This is a genomic window from Sporosarcina koreensis (assembly GCF_042655825.1).
Taxonomy (GTDB): Bacteria; Bacillota; Bacilli; order Bacillales_A; family Planococcaceae; genus Sporosarcina; species Sporosarcina koreensis.
Window position 1 is genome coordinate 1 of the sequence record NZ_JBHSNP010000004.1, and the last position, 19,184, is coordinate 19,184.

17 protein-coding genes are annotated in these 19,184 nt (G+C 43.7%); 12 read left to right on the forward strand and 5 right to left on the reverse strand.

Translation table 11 applies throughout. The annotated features are described in order from the left end of the window. Window positions 1–198, forward strand: a 198-nt coding sequence (locus tag ACFPTP_RS02735) for an integrase core domain-containing protein (RefSeq protein WP_381441952.1), incomplete at its 5' end; no start/stop codon positions are given. Window positions 199–258: 60 nt separating this feature from the next. On the opposite strand, the gene ACFPTP_RS02740 is transcribed toward ACFPTP_RS02735, so the two are convergent. Beyond that, window positions 259–1,413 (reverse strand): MalY/PatB family protein, encoded by a 1,155-nt coding sequence (locus ACFPTP_RS02740; protein ID WP_381441954.1) that lies wholly within the window; start codon window positions 1,411–1,413, stop codon window positions 259–261. Between the two features lie 102 nt (window positions 1,414–1,515). Here ACFPTP_RS02740 and ACFPTP_RS02745 point away from each other — a divergent pair, with 102 nt between their 5' ends. The 6 genes from ACFPTP_RS02745 (at window position 1,516) to yugI (ending at window position 8,874) form a co-directional block, all read left to right on the forward strand. Further along, a complete protein-coding gene (locus ACFPTP_RS02745) occupies window positions 1,516–1,776 on the forward strand; it encodes a DUF1871 family protein (protein WP_381441956.1) in 261 nt (86 codons plus the stop codon). Window positions 1,777–2,065: 289 nt separating this feature from the next. After that, entirely contained in the window at window positions 2,066–2,620 is a 555-nt protein-coding gene (locus ACFPTP_RS02750) for an RNA polymerase sigma factor (RefSeq protein ID WP_381441959.1), read from the forward strand. Further along, window positions 2,610–4,796 (forward strand): hypothetical protein, encoded by a 2,187-nt coding sequence (locus ACFPTP_RS02755; RefSeq protein ID WP_381441961.1) that lies wholly within the window; start codon window positions 2,610–2,612, stop codon window positions 4,794–4,796. The genes ACFPTP_RS02750 and ACFPTP_RS02755 overlap by 11 nt, the downstream gene beginning before the upstream one ends. A gap of 82 nt (window positions 4,797–4,878) precedes the next feature. Further along, window positions 4,879–6,627 carry a sigma factor-like helix-turn-helix DNA-binding protein gene (locus tag ACFPTP_RS02760; RefSeq protein WP_381441963.1) on the forward strand — a complete coding sequence of 583 codons (1,749 nt, stop codon included), beginning with the start codon at window positions 4,879–4,881 and terminating at the stop codon, window positions 6,625–6,627. Window positions 6,628–6,665: 38 nt separating this feature from the next. Then, on the forward strand, window positions 6,666–8,384 hold the full coding sequence (locus tag ACFPTP_RS02765) for an RNA polymerase sigma factor (RefSeq protein ID WP_381441966.1): 1,719 nt from the start codon (window positions 6,666–6,668) through the stop codon (window positions 8,382–8,384). A 115-nt stretch (window positions 8,385–8,499) separates the two neighbouring features. Beyond that, a complete protein-coding gene (gene yugI / locus ACFPTP_RS02770; protein WP_381441968.1) occupies window positions 8,500–8,874 on the forward strand; it encodes a S1 domain-containing post-transcriptional regulator GSP13 in 375 nt (124 codons plus the stop codon). 40 nt (window positions 8,875–8,914) lie between these two features. Here the strand turns inward: yugI and ACFPTP_RS02775 are convergent, their stop codons facing one another. Then, window positions 8,915–10,228: an AAA-type ATPase lid domain-containing protein gene (locus tag ACFPTP_RS02775; protein ID WP_381441971.1), complete on the reverse strand. Its 1,314-nt coding sequence runs from the start codon at window positions 10,226–10,228 to the stop codon at window positions 8,915–8,917. A gap of 141 nt (window positions 10,229–10,369) precedes the next feature. Here ACFPTP_RS02775 and pruA point away from each other — a divergent pair, with 141 nt between their 5' ends. The 3 genes from pruA (at window position 10,370) to ACFPTP_RS02790 (ending at window position 14,502) form a co-directional block, all read left to right on the forward strand. After that, window positions 10,370–11,914: an L-glutamate gamma-semialdehyde dehydrogenase gene (pruA, locus tag ACFPTP_RS02780; RefSeq protein ID WP_381441973.1), complete on the forward strand. Its 1,545-nt coding sequence runs from the start codon at window positions 10,370–10,372 to the stop codon at window positions 11,912–11,914. Window positions 11,915–11,977: 63 nt separating this feature from the next. Then, on the forward strand, window positions 11,978–13,171 hold the full coding sequence (locus ACFPTP_RS02785) for an ornithine--oxo-acid transaminase (protein WP_381441976.1): 1,194 nt from the start codon (window positions 11,978–11,980) through the stop codon (window positions 13,169–13,171). An 86-nt stretch (window positions 13,172–13,257) separates the two neighbouring features. Beyond that, window positions 13,258–14,502, forward strand: a complete 1,245-nt coding sequence (locus ACFPTP_RS02790) for a Glu/Leu/Phe/Val family dehydrogenase (RefSeq protein ID WP_381441979.1) — start codon at window positions 13,258–13,260, stop codon at window positions 14,500–14,502. A gap of 47 nt (window positions 14,503–14,549) precedes the next feature. Here ACFPTP_RS02790 and ACFPTP_RS02795 read toward each other — a convergent pair whose 3' ends face one another. Beyond that, window positions 14,550–14,786: a DUF378 domain-containing protein gene (locus ACFPTP_RS02795; RefSeq protein WP_381441981.1), complete on the reverse strand. Its 237-nt coding sequence runs from the start codon at window positions 14,784–14,786 to the stop codon at window positions 14,550–14,552. A gap of 105 nt (window positions 14,787–14,891) precedes the next feature. Here ACFPTP_RS02795 and ACFPTP_RS02800 point away from each other — a divergent pair, with 105 nt between their 5' ends. Next, on the forward strand, window positions 14,892–16,058 hold the full coding sequence (locus ACFPTP_RS02800) for an iron-containing alcohol dehydrogenase (RefSeq protein ID WP_381441983.1): 1,167 nt from the start codon (window positions 14,892–14,894) through the stop codon (window positions 16,056–16,058). Window positions 16,059–16,083: 25 nt separating this feature from the next. Here the strand turns inward: ACFPTP_RS02800 and ACFPTP_RS02805 are convergent, their stop codons facing one another. Both ACFPTP_RS02805 and ACFPTP_RS02810 read right to left on the reverse strand, forming a co-directional pair. Beyond that, window positions 16,084–17,106, reverse strand: a complete 1,023-nt coding sequence (locus ACFPTP_RS02805; RefSeq protein ID WP_381441985.1) for a cation diffusion facilitator family transporter — start codon at window positions 17,104–17,106, stop codon at window positions 16,084–16,086. A gap of 15 nt (window positions 17,107–17,121) precedes the next feature. Beyond that, window positions 17,122–17,844: an MgtC/SapB family protein gene (locus tag ACFPTP_RS02810; protein ID WP_381441987.1), complete on the reverse strand. Its 723-nt coding sequence runs from the start codon at window positions 17,842–17,844 to the stop codon at window positions 17,122–17,124. Window positions 17,845–17,960: 116 nt separating this feature from the next. On the opposite strand from ACFPTP_RS02810, the gene ACFPTP_RS02815 reads away from it, so the two are divergent. Beyond that, a complete protein-coding gene (locus ACFPTP_RS02815; protein WP_381441989.1) occupies window positions 17,961–18,863 on the forward strand; it encodes a DMT family transporter in 903 nt (300 codons plus the stop codon). Window positions 18,864–19,184: the final 321 nt, after the last annotated feature.

The following is a 19,184-nucleotide window of genomic DNA, read 5'->3' on the forward strand; positions in this document are numbered from 1 at the left end:
TGTTGGGATAATGCGGTGATTGAATCGTTCCATTCGAACTTGAAGTCTGAGGAGTTTCAATATGTGAAATTCAACTCGTTAGGTAATCATGAGGTCAGTGAACGGGTTGCGACCTATTTGAATTATTATAATGAAGAACGTATCCAAGAAAAATTAGGCTACCTGACACCTGCAAAATATGGTGTAATGGCAGCCTAATCAAGGTGTTTTATATGTGTCTCATATGGCTAGGTCAGTCTAATCATGCATTTTTATTATTTATTGCATAGCTTTAATAAATCTTTCCACTCCGTCTTCAACGATGGTACGAGGGGTAGCAACGTTCATACGAAGGAATCCTCGGCCGGCTTCGCCATACTTCGAACCTGGTTCGAGCGCAAGTTTCCCTTTATTCAACAGCCTGTCCATCATCTCTTCTTCAGACAGTCCCGTGCCGCGATAATCGATCCATAATAAGTATGTCGCTTCAGGTTTTTGGATCTGGATTCCCGGAACAGCCTCCGTCAATGTGCTGATGACATAATCCATATTGGATGAAATAGTCTCCAGCAAATTTTCCAGCCATTCCTCACACTCCGTGAATGCGGAAATTAGAGCGGAAGCGGCAAATGCATTCAATTCCATTTGGCCGTGAGCGAGCGCGCTTTGCTGCAACGCTTCCCGAAGATCATCTTCTTTTGTAATCATGACAGCGGCTTGTACACCCGCCAAGTTGAACGTCTTTGTAGGGGCAACACAAGTGATGACCCGTCCGCTTTCCTCTTCGGCTAACACCGCCAAAGGAATATGCTTAAACCCAGGCAGGACAAGGTCTGCATGGATTTCATCAGAAAGGATCAATACATCATATTTCTTGCAAAGTCGAAGGATATTACGCAATTCCTCTTCTGTCCAAACAACGCCGCCCGGGTTGTGCGGATGGCATAAGATGAAAAGTTTAACGCCTTGCTGCAAGCTTTTTTCAAAAGCGTCGAAGTCGATGGAGTATTTTCCGTTTTCTTCACGCAACTTACATTCGACAATATTCCGCTTTTGATGCCCCGGCACATTGAAGAATGGTGGATATACTGGCGAGGTAATTAAAATATTATCGCCTTCATTCGTGAACGTCTCCACAACGGTAGCGATTGCAGGAACGACACCGTGATGGAAAAGCATCCAGTCATTTTCAGTTTCCCAACCGTGTCGTGATGATAGCCAAGTCCGGACCGCATCCTTACATTTTGCACATATGTACGAATAGCCGAATACACCGTGGTCCAATCGTTCTTGCATCGCCGCGATGACAGGCTGCGGCGCTTTGAAATCCATATCAGCAATCCACATCGGTAAAACTTCCGAAGCATCTTCCACCCCGTAAACAGCTTCCATATTGCCCCATTTCACCGATCGGGTATTTTTTCGATCAATCACATGTGAGAACTCTTTCATGCCAATTATCCCTCATTTCCTTTTTTCTTTTCCATTACTATGCTATCATAAATGAAAGAAAAGAAAAAAATAAGGTGACTCGTCGTGCAAACAATTGAAATGAATAAAAAAGCAATCATGCTGCTTGAAGAATGGGATCCTTTTAAAGTCGGCAGAAAAGCGTATGACCATGAAATTGCCGATGTTGTTGCGGAGCTCCAAGTTCTAGATCATCCGACTGATCTTGCGAAACGGATCCGTGAGATTTATGAACATTCTTATGAAATTTGGATTCCACTAGAGAATTGCATGCAAATAGCTTATAAGTTATTGGCGATAAAATATGAAGCGAAATGTATAGTCTAACAACGACCGCATCTACGAAAATGTAGATGCGGTTTTTTACATCGTCTAGACTTCGGGCGCTAGCAGCTCGGGTCATAAGTCGGCTCAGCTACTCGGCAAAAGACGCCGTTTCGCTGATCCACCTTATGCCTGTCGCAGCGAAAGCCGTCACTAAGAACGGCTTTTGCGAGTAAAAGCGTAGCGTTACGAGCACCATAGCGAGCGCCCTGCGCTTTTGTTTTTTTACATGAAACATTTAGAGATTTCCTTTCGTATCATCATCAGAGGAGATAGAGAGTGAGGGGGCATAATGGAAGAGTCCGATTTGATCACACGTGCGCAAAACGGGGAAAGGGAGGCATTTGCGCAACTGATGAATTTGTATTATCGAACAGTCGAGAAGTTTTCATATCAATGCGGTGTTCGCCTTGATGATATACCGGATGTGACACAGGAAGTGTTTATCAAGCTTTATCGTTTCCTGCCGCAATTCAATCAGGAAAGGTTTACGACTTGGTTATATAAAATTACGTTAAATACAGCGCGCGATTATTACCGGAAAGAAGGAAGGGAGACTGCGAAAGAGGAGCGGATGAAAAACGCCGGCAATGCATCTGCCCAACCATCTGCCGAATTCCAAGTTCTCCTTTTTGAAGAAGATCGCGAATTGCATGAAGCCATTTTGCAATTGGATGAAAAATACCGTATACCTCTGATCTTGTTTTATTTTCAAGACTTAACGTACCAGCAAATTGCCGATGTCATGAATATAACGTTGGCGACTGTGAAAACCCGGATTTTAAGAGCAAAGGATAACTTGAAGAAAGAGATGGACATGAAGGGAGGGGTAACACATGGCCAATGACAATTTTGAGAAACGGATGGAGTTTTTGAAAAAGTCGTATGAACGTGTTCCTTCCTCATTTGATCCGGACGAAGTTTTTCGAAAGATTGACGAAGAGAAAGTTCCCCAACCTACTATTCAAAAGTCTTCTAAAGGTGAAATCAGGCAACGTATCACTGTTTGGGCGGTAAGTCTTGCAAGTGTTTTTATGATCGGGCTCATCGGGGCAGGGCTTGTTTTTGATCAGAAGCAGAAATCAGAAGAGGAAATAATCCAATCTCCGATTAAGGATGAATTTATCGAAAACTTGCTGAAGCGATACGAAGAAGAACGTGAAAAGCGCCGAGAAATGCTGAAGTTGGATGAAGTTTTCTTTAAGCACTATGCAAGTTATGCAGATAGCACGATGGATTTATTGAAAAATGAAAGTTATTTAGACATGGTGCGGGAGGGAACGGAAAAGACGCCACTCGAAGAGATTTACAACCGTGCAATTGAGGAATTGAAACTGCCATCTGAAATGATGAAGGATCTGAAGGAGAACAGCCTTCAAAAAGATGAAAGGGGAAGCATCATTTTTTTGGGTGATTACCGTCGAAAAGTGAAGGTACTCATTGAAATATACGATCAAATTTTAAAAGAGAATAAAGAAGCCGTTGATGCATATGAGGTAGATCCCCCTATCGATAAAGCTGAAATCATGATGTTAAGCAGCGATAGCTTCCCGGAGCAGCTGCAAAATATTATCGAAACGATGCGGGATCAGTCGATTCGGCTGTATCAGGAGAAATATTCAGGAGAAATTCGGACCCGTTATTACAATCTCAATTTGCCTAATGATTTACTAACAAAATTGCATGACCATACACAGGCATACATTATGATGATGGAGGATGAGCCTTATATGTATGGCCCGATCCTTCAATATCCACTTCATGAGATTGTATACAAGTTAGGAAGAATGGAACAAACGCTTATAAATGTGGAGTATGAGGATTCATCGCTATATCCAGTGTTGGAATCATACTACCTCATAATTTTCAATGACTTGGTCAAAGGCAGCGAATATACGAAAATCTTTGACGAAGAGGGTGTTCTTCTTCCGGATTATCAGGATGTATGGCGCGGAATGGCGGCAAATGGGGATGTGTCACCATTATCTTATGTCATGCAGCCAATCGTCAAAGAGATGGAGGCGTCAGGTTGGCGGGAATCAAAGAGCTGGGATTCACTTTCGAATGATGCGTTGAAAGACGCCATTGTCCTGTCGCGAGAAGGTCAATTGGAGTATTACATGTATGGGGAAAGACCTGATTTCAAGAGTGAGACGATTCAATTCCCGAACGAATCCTTTTGGAATGAAGTGCAAGGTCTGTATGCTGATTTCCAGGAAGCATACGACAAGTCAATTCTGCAAGGAATATCGCCTATCCACGTGTTAGGTGTTTTCAATTACGCAAACGAAATGGATGATCCGGAAACGATGTATCATTTGTTAAGTGAAAGTGCAACGTATGACAACTTTGGAACTATCGAACTCGATGACTATGTGAAAAATTGGCGCAAGGGGTTCTCGCACTTCCGAAACGCTACAGAAGTGAGGTTTGATCAAAATACTGTGTATCGCAGTCAACATAAATTCCACAGCCATCTTTCCTTTACCGGCTCAGATAGGGAAGTGCAAATGATTTTTAATGAAGAAGGCATTTGGGAAGTATACTCAGGGTATATGGAAACCCTCCCGTCCTATCAAATGAGCCCTGAAAGGGGATTCAAGGATATATTAGACTTCGGGGAGTATACGTATAGAGCAGTTAACATGCCGGATTACGATATGAAGTATTTAAACGGAGTTTCTGCATTGGATATGGTCGGTGCATATTTCTATTCGTTAAGTAGAGGTAACTATGAAGTGCAATACAAATTATTCTTCCAAGGAAATGGTTCAGAGGCAGTCGATATGGAAACCTACTTGGAAAATCCGGAAAAGTATTCTCAATCACCGCCTTACGAAGATGGAATGTATAAACGAGCTTCATTCCAAGGTCTGGAACAGGACGAAAATGGAAACTGGCCAGGTGTTGCAACGCTTACAGTCGACACAGAACTATATCCCGATCTTCCATCAGAATTGAAATTCCATATGATCTGGACAGAAGACGGCTGGAGAGTCAAATTCAATCCGTTCGAGCAATAACTAAATACTTAAAAGAGGGAAGACTGCCAAAATTCGGCGGTCTTTTTTCTGTCTATTTGGTATAGTTGAAGTAGATATCGTTTTGCAACGGGAAGTGGGGATCGATTTGGATATTTTAGAGAAAAGAAGTCCTCAAGGGGATCAGGAAGCTTTCAAGGAATGGATGGGCATGCATATCCGGAAGATTGAGCAATTTGCATTGCAAAATGGGCTTGCGCGCAAAAGTGCAGGGACAGTGGCCGAAACAGTATTCAGGGATTTGTATGTCAGCCTAGGGGAATTGGACGAACGCGAACTAGCTGAGGAAGAATTGTATCGAAGAACTTTGAACGTATTGGATCGTTTGCAAACAGAGACTTTCCACGAAGATCTATTCTCGTTTCAAGAGGATAATGATTTGCATAGCAGAGTATGTGCGTTGCCAAAAGAATATCGGGTTCCTTTTATTCTAGATCGCTTTCACAATAAATCATCTAAAGAAATTGCGGAAATAACGGGGAGGACGGTGCACCAAGCCGAACAGGCTGTAAACGAAGCCCTTTCCGTATTGGATGAGTCCGACTTAGATAAGAAACTCGAGTTTTTGAGCAAGTCCTATGAACGACTTTCACCAACCTGCGATGAAGCGAATATATTTCATTCAAAAAAAGAAGAACCCCTCCCAGTTGAACAGAAAAGCGAAATAGAAAAGGGAAGGAAGCCATTCTTGTTTTGGGGAATGGGTGTTGGGGTCCTGCTTGTCTTGTTGTCAATGATCACGTATATAAATGGCAATGCGTATGAAAAGAAATCGGCTGAAAAATTCATGGAGACGGCAAAGGTTTCATTCCAGCAGGAACTGGAACGTAATCTGCAGCTGGCCGGTCTCCCTGCTCCTGAATATATAAGGAGAGATGTTTATGCTGAAACGTATGGAGAAGATACAAGAAGGGAATTTGACTGGTTTATTGCCGACCTGGAGGAGCAATTGGAGAAAGGCGGCAAGATTGATAGGAAAAAGGGGAATGCGGATTTTGACACACTGATACACAAGCTGATGATACCTTCCGAAATGGTGGCAGAGTTGGCTGGGAAGACGCTAGTGGATGATCAAGAGAAAAGTATGGAATTCGTGAATGAATATATCGTGAAAATGATTACGTTATTGAGATCCTATATGTATATATTTGAACAAAATGAAAGTCTGATTCGGGAAAGTGGACGGAATGATGAAGGAGGCTATGATTTAGAAGCCTTTTATGCGAAGAAGTCTACCTATCCCAAAGCATTTCAGCAGGCGCTTGACGGCATGGAAGCGCAAGGTATCTTTTTAATAAATGATATGAATAGCGATATGCCCGCAGATTATGTATACGTCCGTCCGGATATAGGCACTCCGGAGCTTTCCAAAGCACTTCAAGAAAATTTGCATCCGGACACCGGTATTTATTTGGCTATATTTATGGGTGATTTGGTCGATATCCATAAACGTTCGGTCGAAGAGCAAACGGATCTACTCTTTCTGCTTGAAAAGGGATTGTTTCAAGCTGAAGGCTATCGAGAGCTCCATTCACTCATTTCTAATGCGTTTGTTTCGGTGATGTATTCAATTACGGGAATGATAGGCCAACTGGAAATTCGTGATTCTGTCGGAATTATTAAAGAGGATTACAAAGAGGCGTGGACGCGGATTGCCTTCAATGGAAAAGATTCTCCTTCTGCTCAAATGATGCGGGAGGTCGTAATAGAAATGGAGGAATCAGGCTGGACGACTTCCGACTATCTCGATAGACTTCAGTATTTCTTCATCGAAGGGGAATTGAAGAGAATCATGGGAGAAATGAAGAAATGAAGCGAGTATTACTGGCCTCGTTTAGTGGAGGGGAATAAATGGACAGCTTACAGAGCAAAATCCTGACTGGGGATCGAGAAGCATTCAAAGAGTGGATGACAGTACACATACAAGCTATCGAGCGGCTGGCGGTGCAATATGGACTGACACCGCAGGACGCTGGGAAATTGGCAGAATCGGTTTTCCGGAAATTATTTAATGATCTTGGTCACCTAACGGAAGAACAACTTGAGGAAAATACATTATTCAATTCTGCATTGAAAAAAGTGGGAGAATTTCAAGTGGAAACATCCGAAGCTGGATTGTTTTCATTTGAAGAAGACAATGAATTGCATGCACTTCTCATCGGTCTCCCGAAAGAGGAGCGAATCGCCTTCATCCTTTCCAGCCTCCATGATAAATCCCAGGACGATATCGCTTGGATTATGGAAACGCCACTTGAAAATGTGAAAGACTTGCTACGTAGTGCACGAGCAAAATTGGATAGACCAGATATCGAAAAACGGTTGGAATTTCTGAATAGATCATTCCATCGTCTGCGGCCTTCTTATAATGAAAGGAATATATTTTATTCCACGCCAAAAGAAGCGTCGGAAAGCGATGAACCGGTCAAAATAGTAAGCCGGCGAAGAAAGCCTCTTCTAATGTGGCTTGCTGGGGTTGTCATGCTCGTACTTATATTGTCAGTCACTGTACTTAGAAGCGATGCGTATCAGCAATCTTCCGCAGAGAAATTCATTGAAAACAAGAAAATTGCATTTCAGAAAGAGTTGGAAGACCGCTATCAGTTGATGGGGTTGCCTCTGCCGGATGACACAAAGGCGAATCAGGACTTTTACTTTTATGGAAATATCTACGGAAATGAAACAAGCCGGCAATTTAACCTTTTTACGAGGGAGTTGGAAAGGCAAGTAGAGAGTAAAGGGAAGATTAATAAAAAGGAAGCAACCGAAAAGTATGGTGAATTGATCCACGAATTGAGGTTGCCATCGGAAATGCTGGAGCAGCTGAAAAATGAACCGTTGGTAAAAGATCGTGAAAAAAGCATGGAATTCCTAAATGAATTTGCTCAGAAAAACGATTTCCTTTCAAATGCTTATATGGGCGTTTTCGGAGAGCATTCCGATATCGTTTTTGAATCCGAATTGTTCAGCGATGGCATGGTCGATATCGAAGAATTCATGAAGAAAAAAACTGAATTCCCGATTGAATTGCAGAATGCCATTAATGGGATGGAAACGCAATTTTATTCTTTGGCGGCAATTAAAGATTATATGCCGCTGTCCTTGAAATACGAAAATCCCGAAGTCAAGAAAACATTGCAACAAAACCTTCATCTAGACATGGAAGCCTATATTTTTTTGATAACTGGCGGCTTGGATATCCTTTACTATGGAACATTCGGAGAAAAAATGGAGGTACTTCTTGAACTTGATAAGCAATTACCGAAAACACGTGAAAGCGACCCGTTAGTCAGCAGATTCGACTATGGTTATAGCTGGTTGGTCTATTCCATAGCGGGTTTTTTCGACGGCGATGGTATTTATGATCAAAACATGGTGGTAAGGGAAGAAGTCAGGGGAAAGTGGAAGCAGCTTGCATCAATCGGAGGAAGCTCATCTGCTGGGCTCGTCATGAAGGAATTCGTGGATGAAATGGAAGCGTCCGATTGGAAGGTCTTGGTGGAAAACGATATTCAGATGCATGCTTTCGAAAGAATCGGAGATAAGATCAAAGAAGCGCGGAAAAGAAGATGAGTGAATCTTTACAATTTACCTGTCGAATATTTTGATTGGAAAGGGCTCCCTGTGGTATAATTGCGGATGGCCGTATAGGCAGATTCGATACCAAAAAGACTGGGAGCTGTTTCACATGGGTAAAAAATATGAAGTGGGGGAAGAGTTGACTGGCAAGGTGACGGGAATACAGCCATATGGGGCATTTGTCGCGCTTGACGAAGAGACGCAAGGTCTAGTCCATATTTCGGAAATCACGTATGGGTTTGTCCGGGATATCAATGACTTTCTGGCTGTAGGCGATGAAGTGAAAGTGAAAGTGCTGGAAGTCGATCATGACGCAGGTAAAATCAGCCTGTCCATCCGCGCACTGCAAGAGGCGCCGAACAATCACCATAAAACAAACCGCCCCCGCAAATCGCTGCAAGACAGAGTGAAAGAGCAAGATGCGGAAGGCTTCAATTCATTAAAAGACAAACTGAAAGATTGGATCGACCGATCAGGTTATTGATCATGCAAGTCTACAAAAAACGGGAGAAGGCAGCTCGAGCCTATCTCCCGTTTTTTAATTTCCGTAATCGATATTGAAGGTTTTGCCTGCTCATGCCAAGTGCATTTGCTGTTTTTGTAATATTGTCGTCATGGAGCTTCATTGCCTTCTGCAAATAATATTCTTCCGCTTCCTTTAAGTAACGATCCAGAGGCATAAGTTCCTTCTCTGGGTTCACGATGAAATCGACTGCCTGTGTAGGTGTATCTCCCATGCCATCACTTTTCAACCGGAAATGAAGAGGCAGCATCTCATATGTGATCACCGTCTCGGTTGTTGCAAGCGAAGATATTTCATCGAGCAAAAATTCAAGCTCGCGCATATTCCCAGGCCAATCATAGCGGAGGAATAACTCCTCAACTTCCTTCGTAACTCCGGTGAGGGAAGTTCCGAAGCGTTCCTTCCGCCTCGCAAAATACGTAGTGACAAACGATAAAATATCCTCTTTCCGTTTCCGCAAAGGAGAAATCCGTATTGTGAAAGAAGCGAAGAAATAATAGAGATCCTTCAATAGGCTTCCTTTTGCAATCAGTGCGACAGGATCATCACCAATGCTCGCGATGAATTGGCGGCCAGGTTGAGACGAATTTTTCAAAAACGCGAAAAGGTTTTGCTGCAGCGAAATGGATAATAAATCGATACGTTCACAGAATAACGTGAACGGTTCGGACATATTCAAATCTTCGTCTAACCGATCGATCAGTGCCGCATCCGATTGGTGACAATGAAGCGTATAGAATGGTCCATTGGCAGGTGACAATTCATTATGAATGCTTTCAGCTATTAAATCTTTTCCTGTTCCTGATTCCCCGATGAGAAGCACAGGCAATTTTGCGCCTGATGCTTTCCGTGCTGTAGTGACGACGGTCTTCATCTCATCAGATGCAGCAACAACTTGATTGAATGTGACCGGGTCGCTGTTTTTCCGCAATGGATGCAATACAAACCGTTCTAGAGCCGTAACATCCCTTGCAATTTCCACGGCGCCGACGAGCTCGCCTTCCCGGAATACTGGATATGTATCGTTGATGGTCGTTATTTCATGTCCTTTCCGATTCCAGTAGGTCTGTTTGACATTCAGCTGTTCCGTGCCGCTTTGAAGCACCTTTAACAAAGTGCTTTCTTCCTGATCGAAGTTGAATAACTCCAGAATGGAGCGATCTCCGACTTCTTCAAGCTCCAGTCCTTCTATCGCTTTCATCTTATCGTTATATATGACGGTTCTGCCGGTATGATCAACTGCATGGATACCGACTCCGGCCCGATTCACTGCGAATTCATATAAAGGGAAAAGATTTTTATTACTATTATTCACGAATCAACACCGTCCGTTTAAGTTTTTTCGCAAAATAAACAAAAACACTTGAAAACTGCAACAATCTCTTGCATTATTATATATGGAACTCAAGATTTAATGCAAATTAATTTTGCTGCTAACTAACTGAGGAGGAGTAAAATGATCCCATACAAACACGAACCATTCACAGACTTTACACAAGCTGAAAACAAAAAAGCATATGAGGAAGCGCTGAAAACTGTCGAAGGCTACCTTGGGCAAGATTACCCGTTGATCATCGGCGGCGAGCGTATTATGACAGAAGATAAGCTTGTTTCGACGAACCCTGCTAATAAAGAAGAAGTGATCGGCCGCGTTTCAAAGGCGAGCCGTGACCTTGCTGAAAAAGCGATGAACGTTGCTGACGAAACGTTCAAAACTTGGAGCAAAGTGAAGCCGGAATTCCGTGCGGATGTATTGTTCAAAGCAGCTGCGATTATTCGTCGCCGCAAACACGAATTCTCGGCGCTTTTGACAAAAGAAGCGGGTAAACCGTGGAACGAAGCGGATGCAGATACAGCGGAAGCTATCGACTTCTTGGAATATTACGGACGTCAAATGCTGAAATTGAAAGACGGTATGCCGGTGGAAAGCCGTCCGGGTGAATTCAACCGTTTCGATTACATCCCTCTAGGAGTTGGCGTAGTCATCTCACCTTGGAACTTCGCATTGGCAATTATGGCAGGAACGACTGTAGCTGCATTGGTTACAGGCAACACAGTTCTATTGAAGCCGGCTTCTACAACGACTGTCGTTGCTTACAAGTTCATGGAAGTTCTTGAAGAAGCGGGAATGCCTGCAGGAGTTGTCAACTACATCCCTGGTTCTGGTGCAGAAGTTGGCGACTACCTCGTTGACCACCCGAGAACGCGTTTCGTTTCCTTCACAGGTTCACGCGAAATCGGAACACGCATTTACGAACGTGCTGCAAAAGTGAATGAAGGCCAAATTTGGTTGAAACGTGTTATCGCTGAAATGGGCGGTAAAGATACAATCGTTGTCGACAACAATGCAGATCTTGAATTGGCGGCTCAATCGATCGTCAAGTCGGCATTCGGCTTCAGCGGCCAAAAATGTTCAGCTTGTTCACGCGCGGTCATCCATGAAGATGTGTACGACCAAGTCGTTGCGCGCGTTGAAGAATTGACAAAAGAATTGACATACGGAGATCCTTCGAAACAATCGAACTTTGCCGGACCGGTTATCGACCAAGCTTCATTCGATAAAATCATGAGCTACATCGAAATCGGAAAAGAAGAAGGACGTCTTGTTGCAGGTGGAGAAGGGGACGACTCGAAAGGCTTCTTCGTCGCACCGACTGTATTCGCAGATGTTGACCCGAAAGCGCGTATCATGCAAGAAGAAATTTTCGGACCAGTTGTTGCAATTACTAAAGCGAAAAGCTTCGACGAGGCAATCGAGATCGCAAACAATACAGACTACGGCCTAACAGGCGCAGTTATTACAAACAACCGCGAGCATATCGAACAGGCTCGTCAAGATTTCCACGTTGGTAACTTGTACTTCAACCGCGGCTGCACAGGCGCAATCGTCGGCTACCAGCCATTCGGCGGATTCAACATGTCCGGAACCGACTCCAAAGCTGGCGGTCCAGACTACTTGCAGCTTCACATGCAAGGAAAAACTACTTCCGAAACACTTTAATAAAATTAGGAAGCAGTTCTCTGAACTGCTTCCGATGTACATACAAATGGGGAGGGGAAATACATGTCGGTTTCTGAAAAGATCATTTCACAAACGAATAAATTTGGGGCGAACAACTACCATCCACTGCCAATCGTTATTTCCGAAGCAGAAGGTGTTTGGGTCAAGGATCCTGAGGGAAATAAATACATGGATATGCTATCGGCATATTCTGCAGTCAACCAAGGACACCGTCACCCAAGAATCATCCAGGCATTGAAAGATCAGGCGGATAAAGTGACATTGACATCACGCGCATTCCATAACGATCAACTTGGCCCATGGTATGAATTGATTTGCAAACTATCGGGTAAAGATATGACATTGCCGATGAATACAGGGGCGGAAGCTGTGGAAACGGCTATCAAAGCAGCTCGTCGCTGGGCTTATGACGTCAAAGGCGTTGAGGAGAATAAAGCTGAGATCATCGGCTGCAATGGGAATTTCCACGGGCGGACGATGACAGCAGTATCCCTTTCATCAGAAGCTGAATATAAACGCGGTTTCGGTCCGATGCTTCCAGGCATCAAGTTGGTGGATTTCGGTGATTTGAAAGCGTTGGAAGAAGCAATCACTCCGAACACCGCTGCATTCATCATCGAACCGATTCAAGGGGAGGCAGGAATTCTCATTCCGCCTGCTGGATATATGAAAGCAGCCTACGAACTTTGTAAACAACATAACGTCCTATTTATTGCAGATGAAATCCAAGCGGGGCTTTGCCGTACGGGGAAAATGTTCGCTTGTGAATGGGAAGGGTTCGAGCCCGATATGTATATCCTAGGAAAAGCGTTGGGCGGAGGCGTGTTCCCGATTTCTTGCGTCGTAGCCAATAAAGATATACTCGGCGTGTTCAATCCGGGTTCACACGGATCCACATTCGGTGGAAACCCGATGGCTTGTGCTGTTTCAATCGCTTCTTTGGAAGTTTTGCAGGATGAGAAGCTTGCAGACAAATCACTTGAACTAGGAAATTACTTCATTGAACAATTAAAGAAAATCAGCCATCCGTCGATTAAAGAAGTGCGCGGTCGCGGACTGTTCATCGGCGTCGAACTGACGGAAGCGGCACGTCCTTATTGCGAAAAGCTGAAAGAACTGGGATTGCTTTGCAAAGAGACGCACGATACGGTCATCCGTTTCGCACCGCCTTTAATCATCACAAAAGAAGAACTCGATTGGGCATTGGATAAAATCAATAAAGTTTTTACAAACTAAACAAAAACTTCACAAAATCTATTAGGTGTATGATACAATATGTGCGGTAGAAAAAACATTATGAAATCAAAGAGGCGAACTTTTACATGACTGAAAACCTGAATCTGTTTACGTCTACACAAGTTGTCATTAAGGATGCACTTGACAAATTAGGCTATGATGAAGGAATGTACGATCTTCTGAAAGAACCAATCCGTATGGTGGAAGTAAGGATCCCTGTACGCATGGATGATGGAAAAGTGAAGGTATTCACTGGTTTCCGCGGACAGCACAACGATGCAGTCGGACCTACAAAAGGCGGCGTTCGTTTCCATCCGGGAGTTACTGCGGATGAAGTACGAGCATTGTCAATGTGGATGACACTGAAAGCTGGAATTGTCGACTTGCCATATGGCGGCGGTAAAGGCGGAATCATCTGTGACCCAAGAGAAATGTCTATGGGTGAATTAGAGCGTTTAAGCCGTGGGTATGTACGTGCATTAAGTCAGGTAATGGGACCGACAAAGGATATCCCTGCACCGGACGTGTTCACGAATGCTCAAATCATGGCTTGGATGATGGATGAATATAGTAGAATCGATGAATTCAACTCTCCTGGTTTCATTACAGGCAAACCGATTGTTCTTGGCGGATCTCAAGGACGTGACCGTGCAACTGCTGAAGGTGTAACAATCATTATCAATGAAGCGGCGAAAAAACGTGGAATCGATATGAAAGGTGCACGCGTTGTCATCCAAGGTTTCGGTAACGCGGGAAGTTTCCTTTCCAAATTCCTTCATGATGCAGGAGCAAAAGTCATCGGTATTTCCGATGCTTACGGCGCGCTTCATGATCCGGACGGCTTGGACATCGACTATCTATTGGATCGTCGTGACAGCTTTGGAACAGTTACAACACTTTTCGATAACACGATCACGAACGCTGAGCTATTGGAATTGGATTGCGATATCCTCGTTCCGGCTGCTATCGAAAACCAAATTACCGAAAAGAATGCTAACAATATTAAGGCAACGATCGTTGTGGAAGCAGCAAACGGTCCAACAACATCAGAAGCCACTAAAATACTTACAGACCGGGGAATCCTCCTCGTGCCTGACGTCCTTGCAAGTGCAGGCGGCGTAACAGTTTCCTACTTCGAATGGGTTCAGAACAATATGGGTTACTACTGGACAGAAGAAGAAGTTCGCGAAAAAATGACAACAAAAATGGTTGATGCGTTCGAAAATGTTTATAACGTTGCATCAACAAGAAATATCGATATGCGTCTAGCTGCATATATGATCGGTATCCGCAAAACAGCGGAAGCATCCCGATTCCGTGGTTGGGCATAAAAATTACAACAAGAAAGCATCTCCTGGTAAAACGGGAGATGCTTTTTTTACACTTCTTCGGGCTCGGCGACAGTGACATGCTCCATCTGTTTTTCCCGCACCGCATCAAACAGCAATCCGAGTGAGAAAAGTCCTGAAATCCCTACGACAATATAAAAGAAGCGTGCAAACGGTTGGGCATGCCCATCGGCGAATTGGGCTACGACATCAAAGCTGAACAGCCCGACGACTCCCCAATTCAAGGCGCCTATGATTGTAATGGCCAGCGCTAATTTTTGAACCAAAATATGTCACCTCCTAAGGTTAGGATTCCCAATTCAAACCGTTCCATACTTGCATCACCCAATTCATTCTTGGATAATGAACAGTAGAAATAGGAGGTCATCTAAATGAAGGAATTTGTTTTTCAGAACCCTGTTAAATTGATTTTTGGAAAGAACTCCATAGCAAAGCTTGCAAATGAATTATCGGCTTATGGAAATCGAATCCTCGTTGTCTATGGCGGGGGAAGCATTAAAAGGAACGGCCTTTATAATGAAGTGATGGAAATCCTGAAGGAAGAAGAAAAGGAAGTGTTCGAGCTTGCGGGCGTGGAGCCGAATCCGCGAGTGAGCACAGCAAGAAAAGGGGCTGCCCTTTGTAAAGAGCATAATATCGATTTTATTTTGGCGGTCGGCGGCGGATCTGTCATTGACTGCACGAAGTTGATTGCGACAGCTGCGAAGTATGACGGCGATGCGTGGGATTTCGTCATTAAAAAAGATTCGCCGAAAAACGCAATTCCTTTCGGGACAATTTTGACGCTAGCTGCTACAGGTTCTGAAATGAACGCAGGGTCTGTCATTACAAATGAAGAAACCGAAGAGAAATACGGGTGGGGCGGTCCATTCAACTTCCCGAAATTCTCGATTCTCGATCCGACATACACGCTTACCTTACCGAAAGATCAGACTGTATACGGCATTGTCGACATGATGTCGCATATTTTCGAACAGTACTTCCATAGTACGACGAATACGCCGCTTCAAGATGAGTTATGCGAAGGGGCCTTACGAGCGATCATGGAAGCAGGTGAAAAACTCGTTGATGATCTCCAAAACTATGAGTTGCGTGAAACAATCCTTTTAGGCGGCACTTGGGGATTGAACGGATTTTTAGGCATGGGGAACAATGGTGGCGATTGGGGTACGCATGACATAGAGCATGCTGTATCGGCAGTTTACGATATTCCGCATGCCGGGGGATTGGCGATCCTTTTCCCTCACTGGATGAGACATACATTGAAGTTGAACCCGGCTCGTTATGCAAGGCTGGCTGTTAAAGTCTTCGGCGTAGATCCCGAGGGCAAGACGGATGAGGCTATTGCAAATGAAGGGATTGATAGGCTAAGGGAATATTGGACTGCTATCGGTGCGCCGGAAAAGCTTTCCGATTACGGCATCGATGACTCGAAAATTGACCTTATGGCGAAGAAGGCTGCAGTCAACGGACCGCTCGGCAGATATGCCCAATTGAGCGAAGGGGAAGTAAAGTCCATACTGGAAGCTTCGTTATAATGAAGAAAGCAGAGGGGGAATTTATTCATTTCGCCCTCTGCTTTTTATTTTCCGGCAGTTTCCTTCGTGTCTCTTCCGTCATCGTTGTGTCGTTCAGCCCTTGCCAAGTTTTGATGCCATCATCTTCATCGAAAGAAATCAATGCCTCCCGGACGCCTTTCTGTTTCAATATCAACGACATGAGCTTGTCCCTTACATCGTCAATATAAGCGACAGTTTTCGTCGGATCAACTTCAGCAACGACCTCCACATGAAGATATTCGCCTTCTTTAATGACTTCAATTCTTTGGATATCCTTAATATCCGGCTCCTTGGCAATAATTTGTGCAATATGGTTCAACATTTCTTCATCGGTTTCTCCGATTGCCCCTCTGGCATTCTCAAGGAACACTCTGCCAACAACGTAAAACATCATGATGCCGATCATCATGGATGCAATCCCTTCCGCTTGGAGAAATCCTGTGAAATGGGCGACCAAGACGGCGATGAAAGCAAGCAGCCCTCCAATAGTGGCAACCATGTCTTCCATAAAGACCAATTTAGTGGCGGGTTTGGCTTTATTCAAATGAGTTAAGCTGTAGTAGAAAGCTTTTAACCCTTTATGGACTTGGCCTGACTCATGGGCAATTTCTTTGGACGCCTTTAATAAAACGGTAAACTCCAATAGCGTTGCCAATCCGAGTACACTTAAATTGATAAGAAGCCCACTTGTCTCTGTTGGATTCAATACATGATGCCAGCCTTCTTTTACTGCCTCATATGACATGATGCCAACGATGATAACCGCGCCTAAACAAACAAGATTGACAACCCTGCCAAACCCGTTCGGAAAATTAGGGGTTGGCGCCTTCTTGGACAATGCGGAACCGATATATACGAAGAATTGGTTCGCAGCATCTCCCAAGGAGTGCATCGTTTCCGCAAACATGGCTACGTTTCCCGTCAGCATATAGGCGACTGCCTTCAGGATGGCAATAGCGGCATTGACTGTGCCGGCAAGCAAAGACGGTTTATTGCCATCCTTCAACAGACGTAATATATCTTTCATATACATAAGCCTCCATTAAGGAAAGATTTCTATTTCGACCGATTTGATATAAGGGAGTTCAGTTAGTTCGGTATATAATTGTGTCGTTCCCTTTTTAGGGAGTGCGTCGAGACGAAAATCGACTTCGTGCACTGAAGGTTTATCATCGAAATGAACTTGGCGGATACGCAAGTTTTCCACTTTCATATTTTCTTCATTCAAAATTGCAATCAGATCATCGATTTTGCTTTTATCCGAAACGACGACAAGGCATGCAGCCTCCTTCGAACGAATCCTTCTCGGACCGAATTTGCCAAGAACAGGGGCGATAACTTCAATGACAAAGAGAATGCTTAACACAGCAAACGATGCTTCGATATAAAACCCGGCGCCGACAGCAATGCCGATACTTGCTGCTCCCCAAATCATTGCGGCAGTCGTTAGACCGGTAATATTATCGTTGTCCCGTCTTAGAATTGCCCCGGCACCAAGAAAACCGATTCCGCTTACGATTTGTGCAGCGAGACGAAGCGGATCCATCGTCACATTAATATCGTTTCTGGAGGGAACAAGATAAGCGGCTTCTATGGAGACGATTGTCAAAAGGCAGCTGAACGTCGAAATGACGGCACTCGTCTTCAAACCGATCGGCTTCTTTTTAATTTCCCTCTCTACACCAATAATTAAACTTAACCCTAAAGCAATCGCGATTTTAATCAAAACTTCCGGATACATTGAATTATGAATGATCCATTCCATTGACTTTCCCCCCACTATCATCATCTTGACGAAGATGTGCTATACTCTTTATATTGTCTTTAGCCTAAAATGGTTACGAACTAACCTGTACTCCCTTTGAAAGAGAAGTGTGCATCATGGAAAAGCCTGCAATTCATCCTTATATCCCGATTATCATTGGTGTCATATCTGTGGCACTCTCAGCAATATTCGTAAAACTGGCGACAGCTGATGCCGGCGTCATCGCATTCTATCGTATGTTTTTCACGGTTGTTCTCATGCTTCCGTTATTCCTTGTTAAATATAGGAAGGAAGTTTTTCTGCTGACGAAGAAAGATTGGATCTTTTCGGCAATCGCCGGAGTTTTTCTAGCCTTTCATTTCATTTTATGGTTCGAGTCGTTGAATTACACCTCTGTAGCAAGCTCAACTGTACTCGTTACATTGCAGCCGATCTTTGCATTTGTCGGGACATATTTCTTCTTTAAAGAAAAACTGTCGTTTAAAACGATTTTGTCTGCAGTAATCGCAATTGCCGGCAGCATCATCATCAGTTGGAGTGACTTCCAATTAAGCGGAACCGCATTTTTCGGAGACATGCTTGCCTTGGCTGCTTGTGCGTTGATTACTGCATACCTGCTTTTCGGACAAGAAGTGCGCAAACGGTTATCTCTAATTACTTATACGTTTCTTCTATACTCTATCAGTACAGTAACGCTCTTTTTTTATGTCCTTATTAAAGGAGAGTCATTCGGTCCTTATTCAAGTGCAGATTGGTTCTGGTTCTTCATGCTAGCGCTTATCCCGAATCTGCTTGGACATTCGCTATTCAATTGGGCAGTGAAATGGGTGAGTACAAATGTCATTTCAATTGCTATCCTTTTTGAACCTGTAGGTGCGTCAATTCTTGCATTCTACATCCTTCATGAAAAACTTTCTGCGGCACAAATAACCGGCGGAATCGTAGTAATAGCGGGCATTCTATTGTTCATTGTCGATGTAAAAAAGATTCGTGATAAATTATTTTTAAAAAAGGCTTGATTTCTTATTCGGTTATGATGTATATTATTACTTGTCCTTAAGAGACAACAACAACTTCAAAAAACAAATTGAAAAAAGTTGTTGACTCGAGAGTGACAGAGTGTTATTATAAAGAAGTCGACGCAAAAAAAGCGATCGACAATGAACCTTGAAAACTGAACAGCAAAACGTCAATAAATAGAGTTCTGAAGCCGACCCCGTCGGTGAAAAGAACATACGAATCTTCGGATTCAAAATTGACATCTTAAATGATGCCAGCAAGAAACTCGAGCTATTCGAATTTCTCTATTATGGAGAGTTTGATCCTGGCTCAGGACGAAC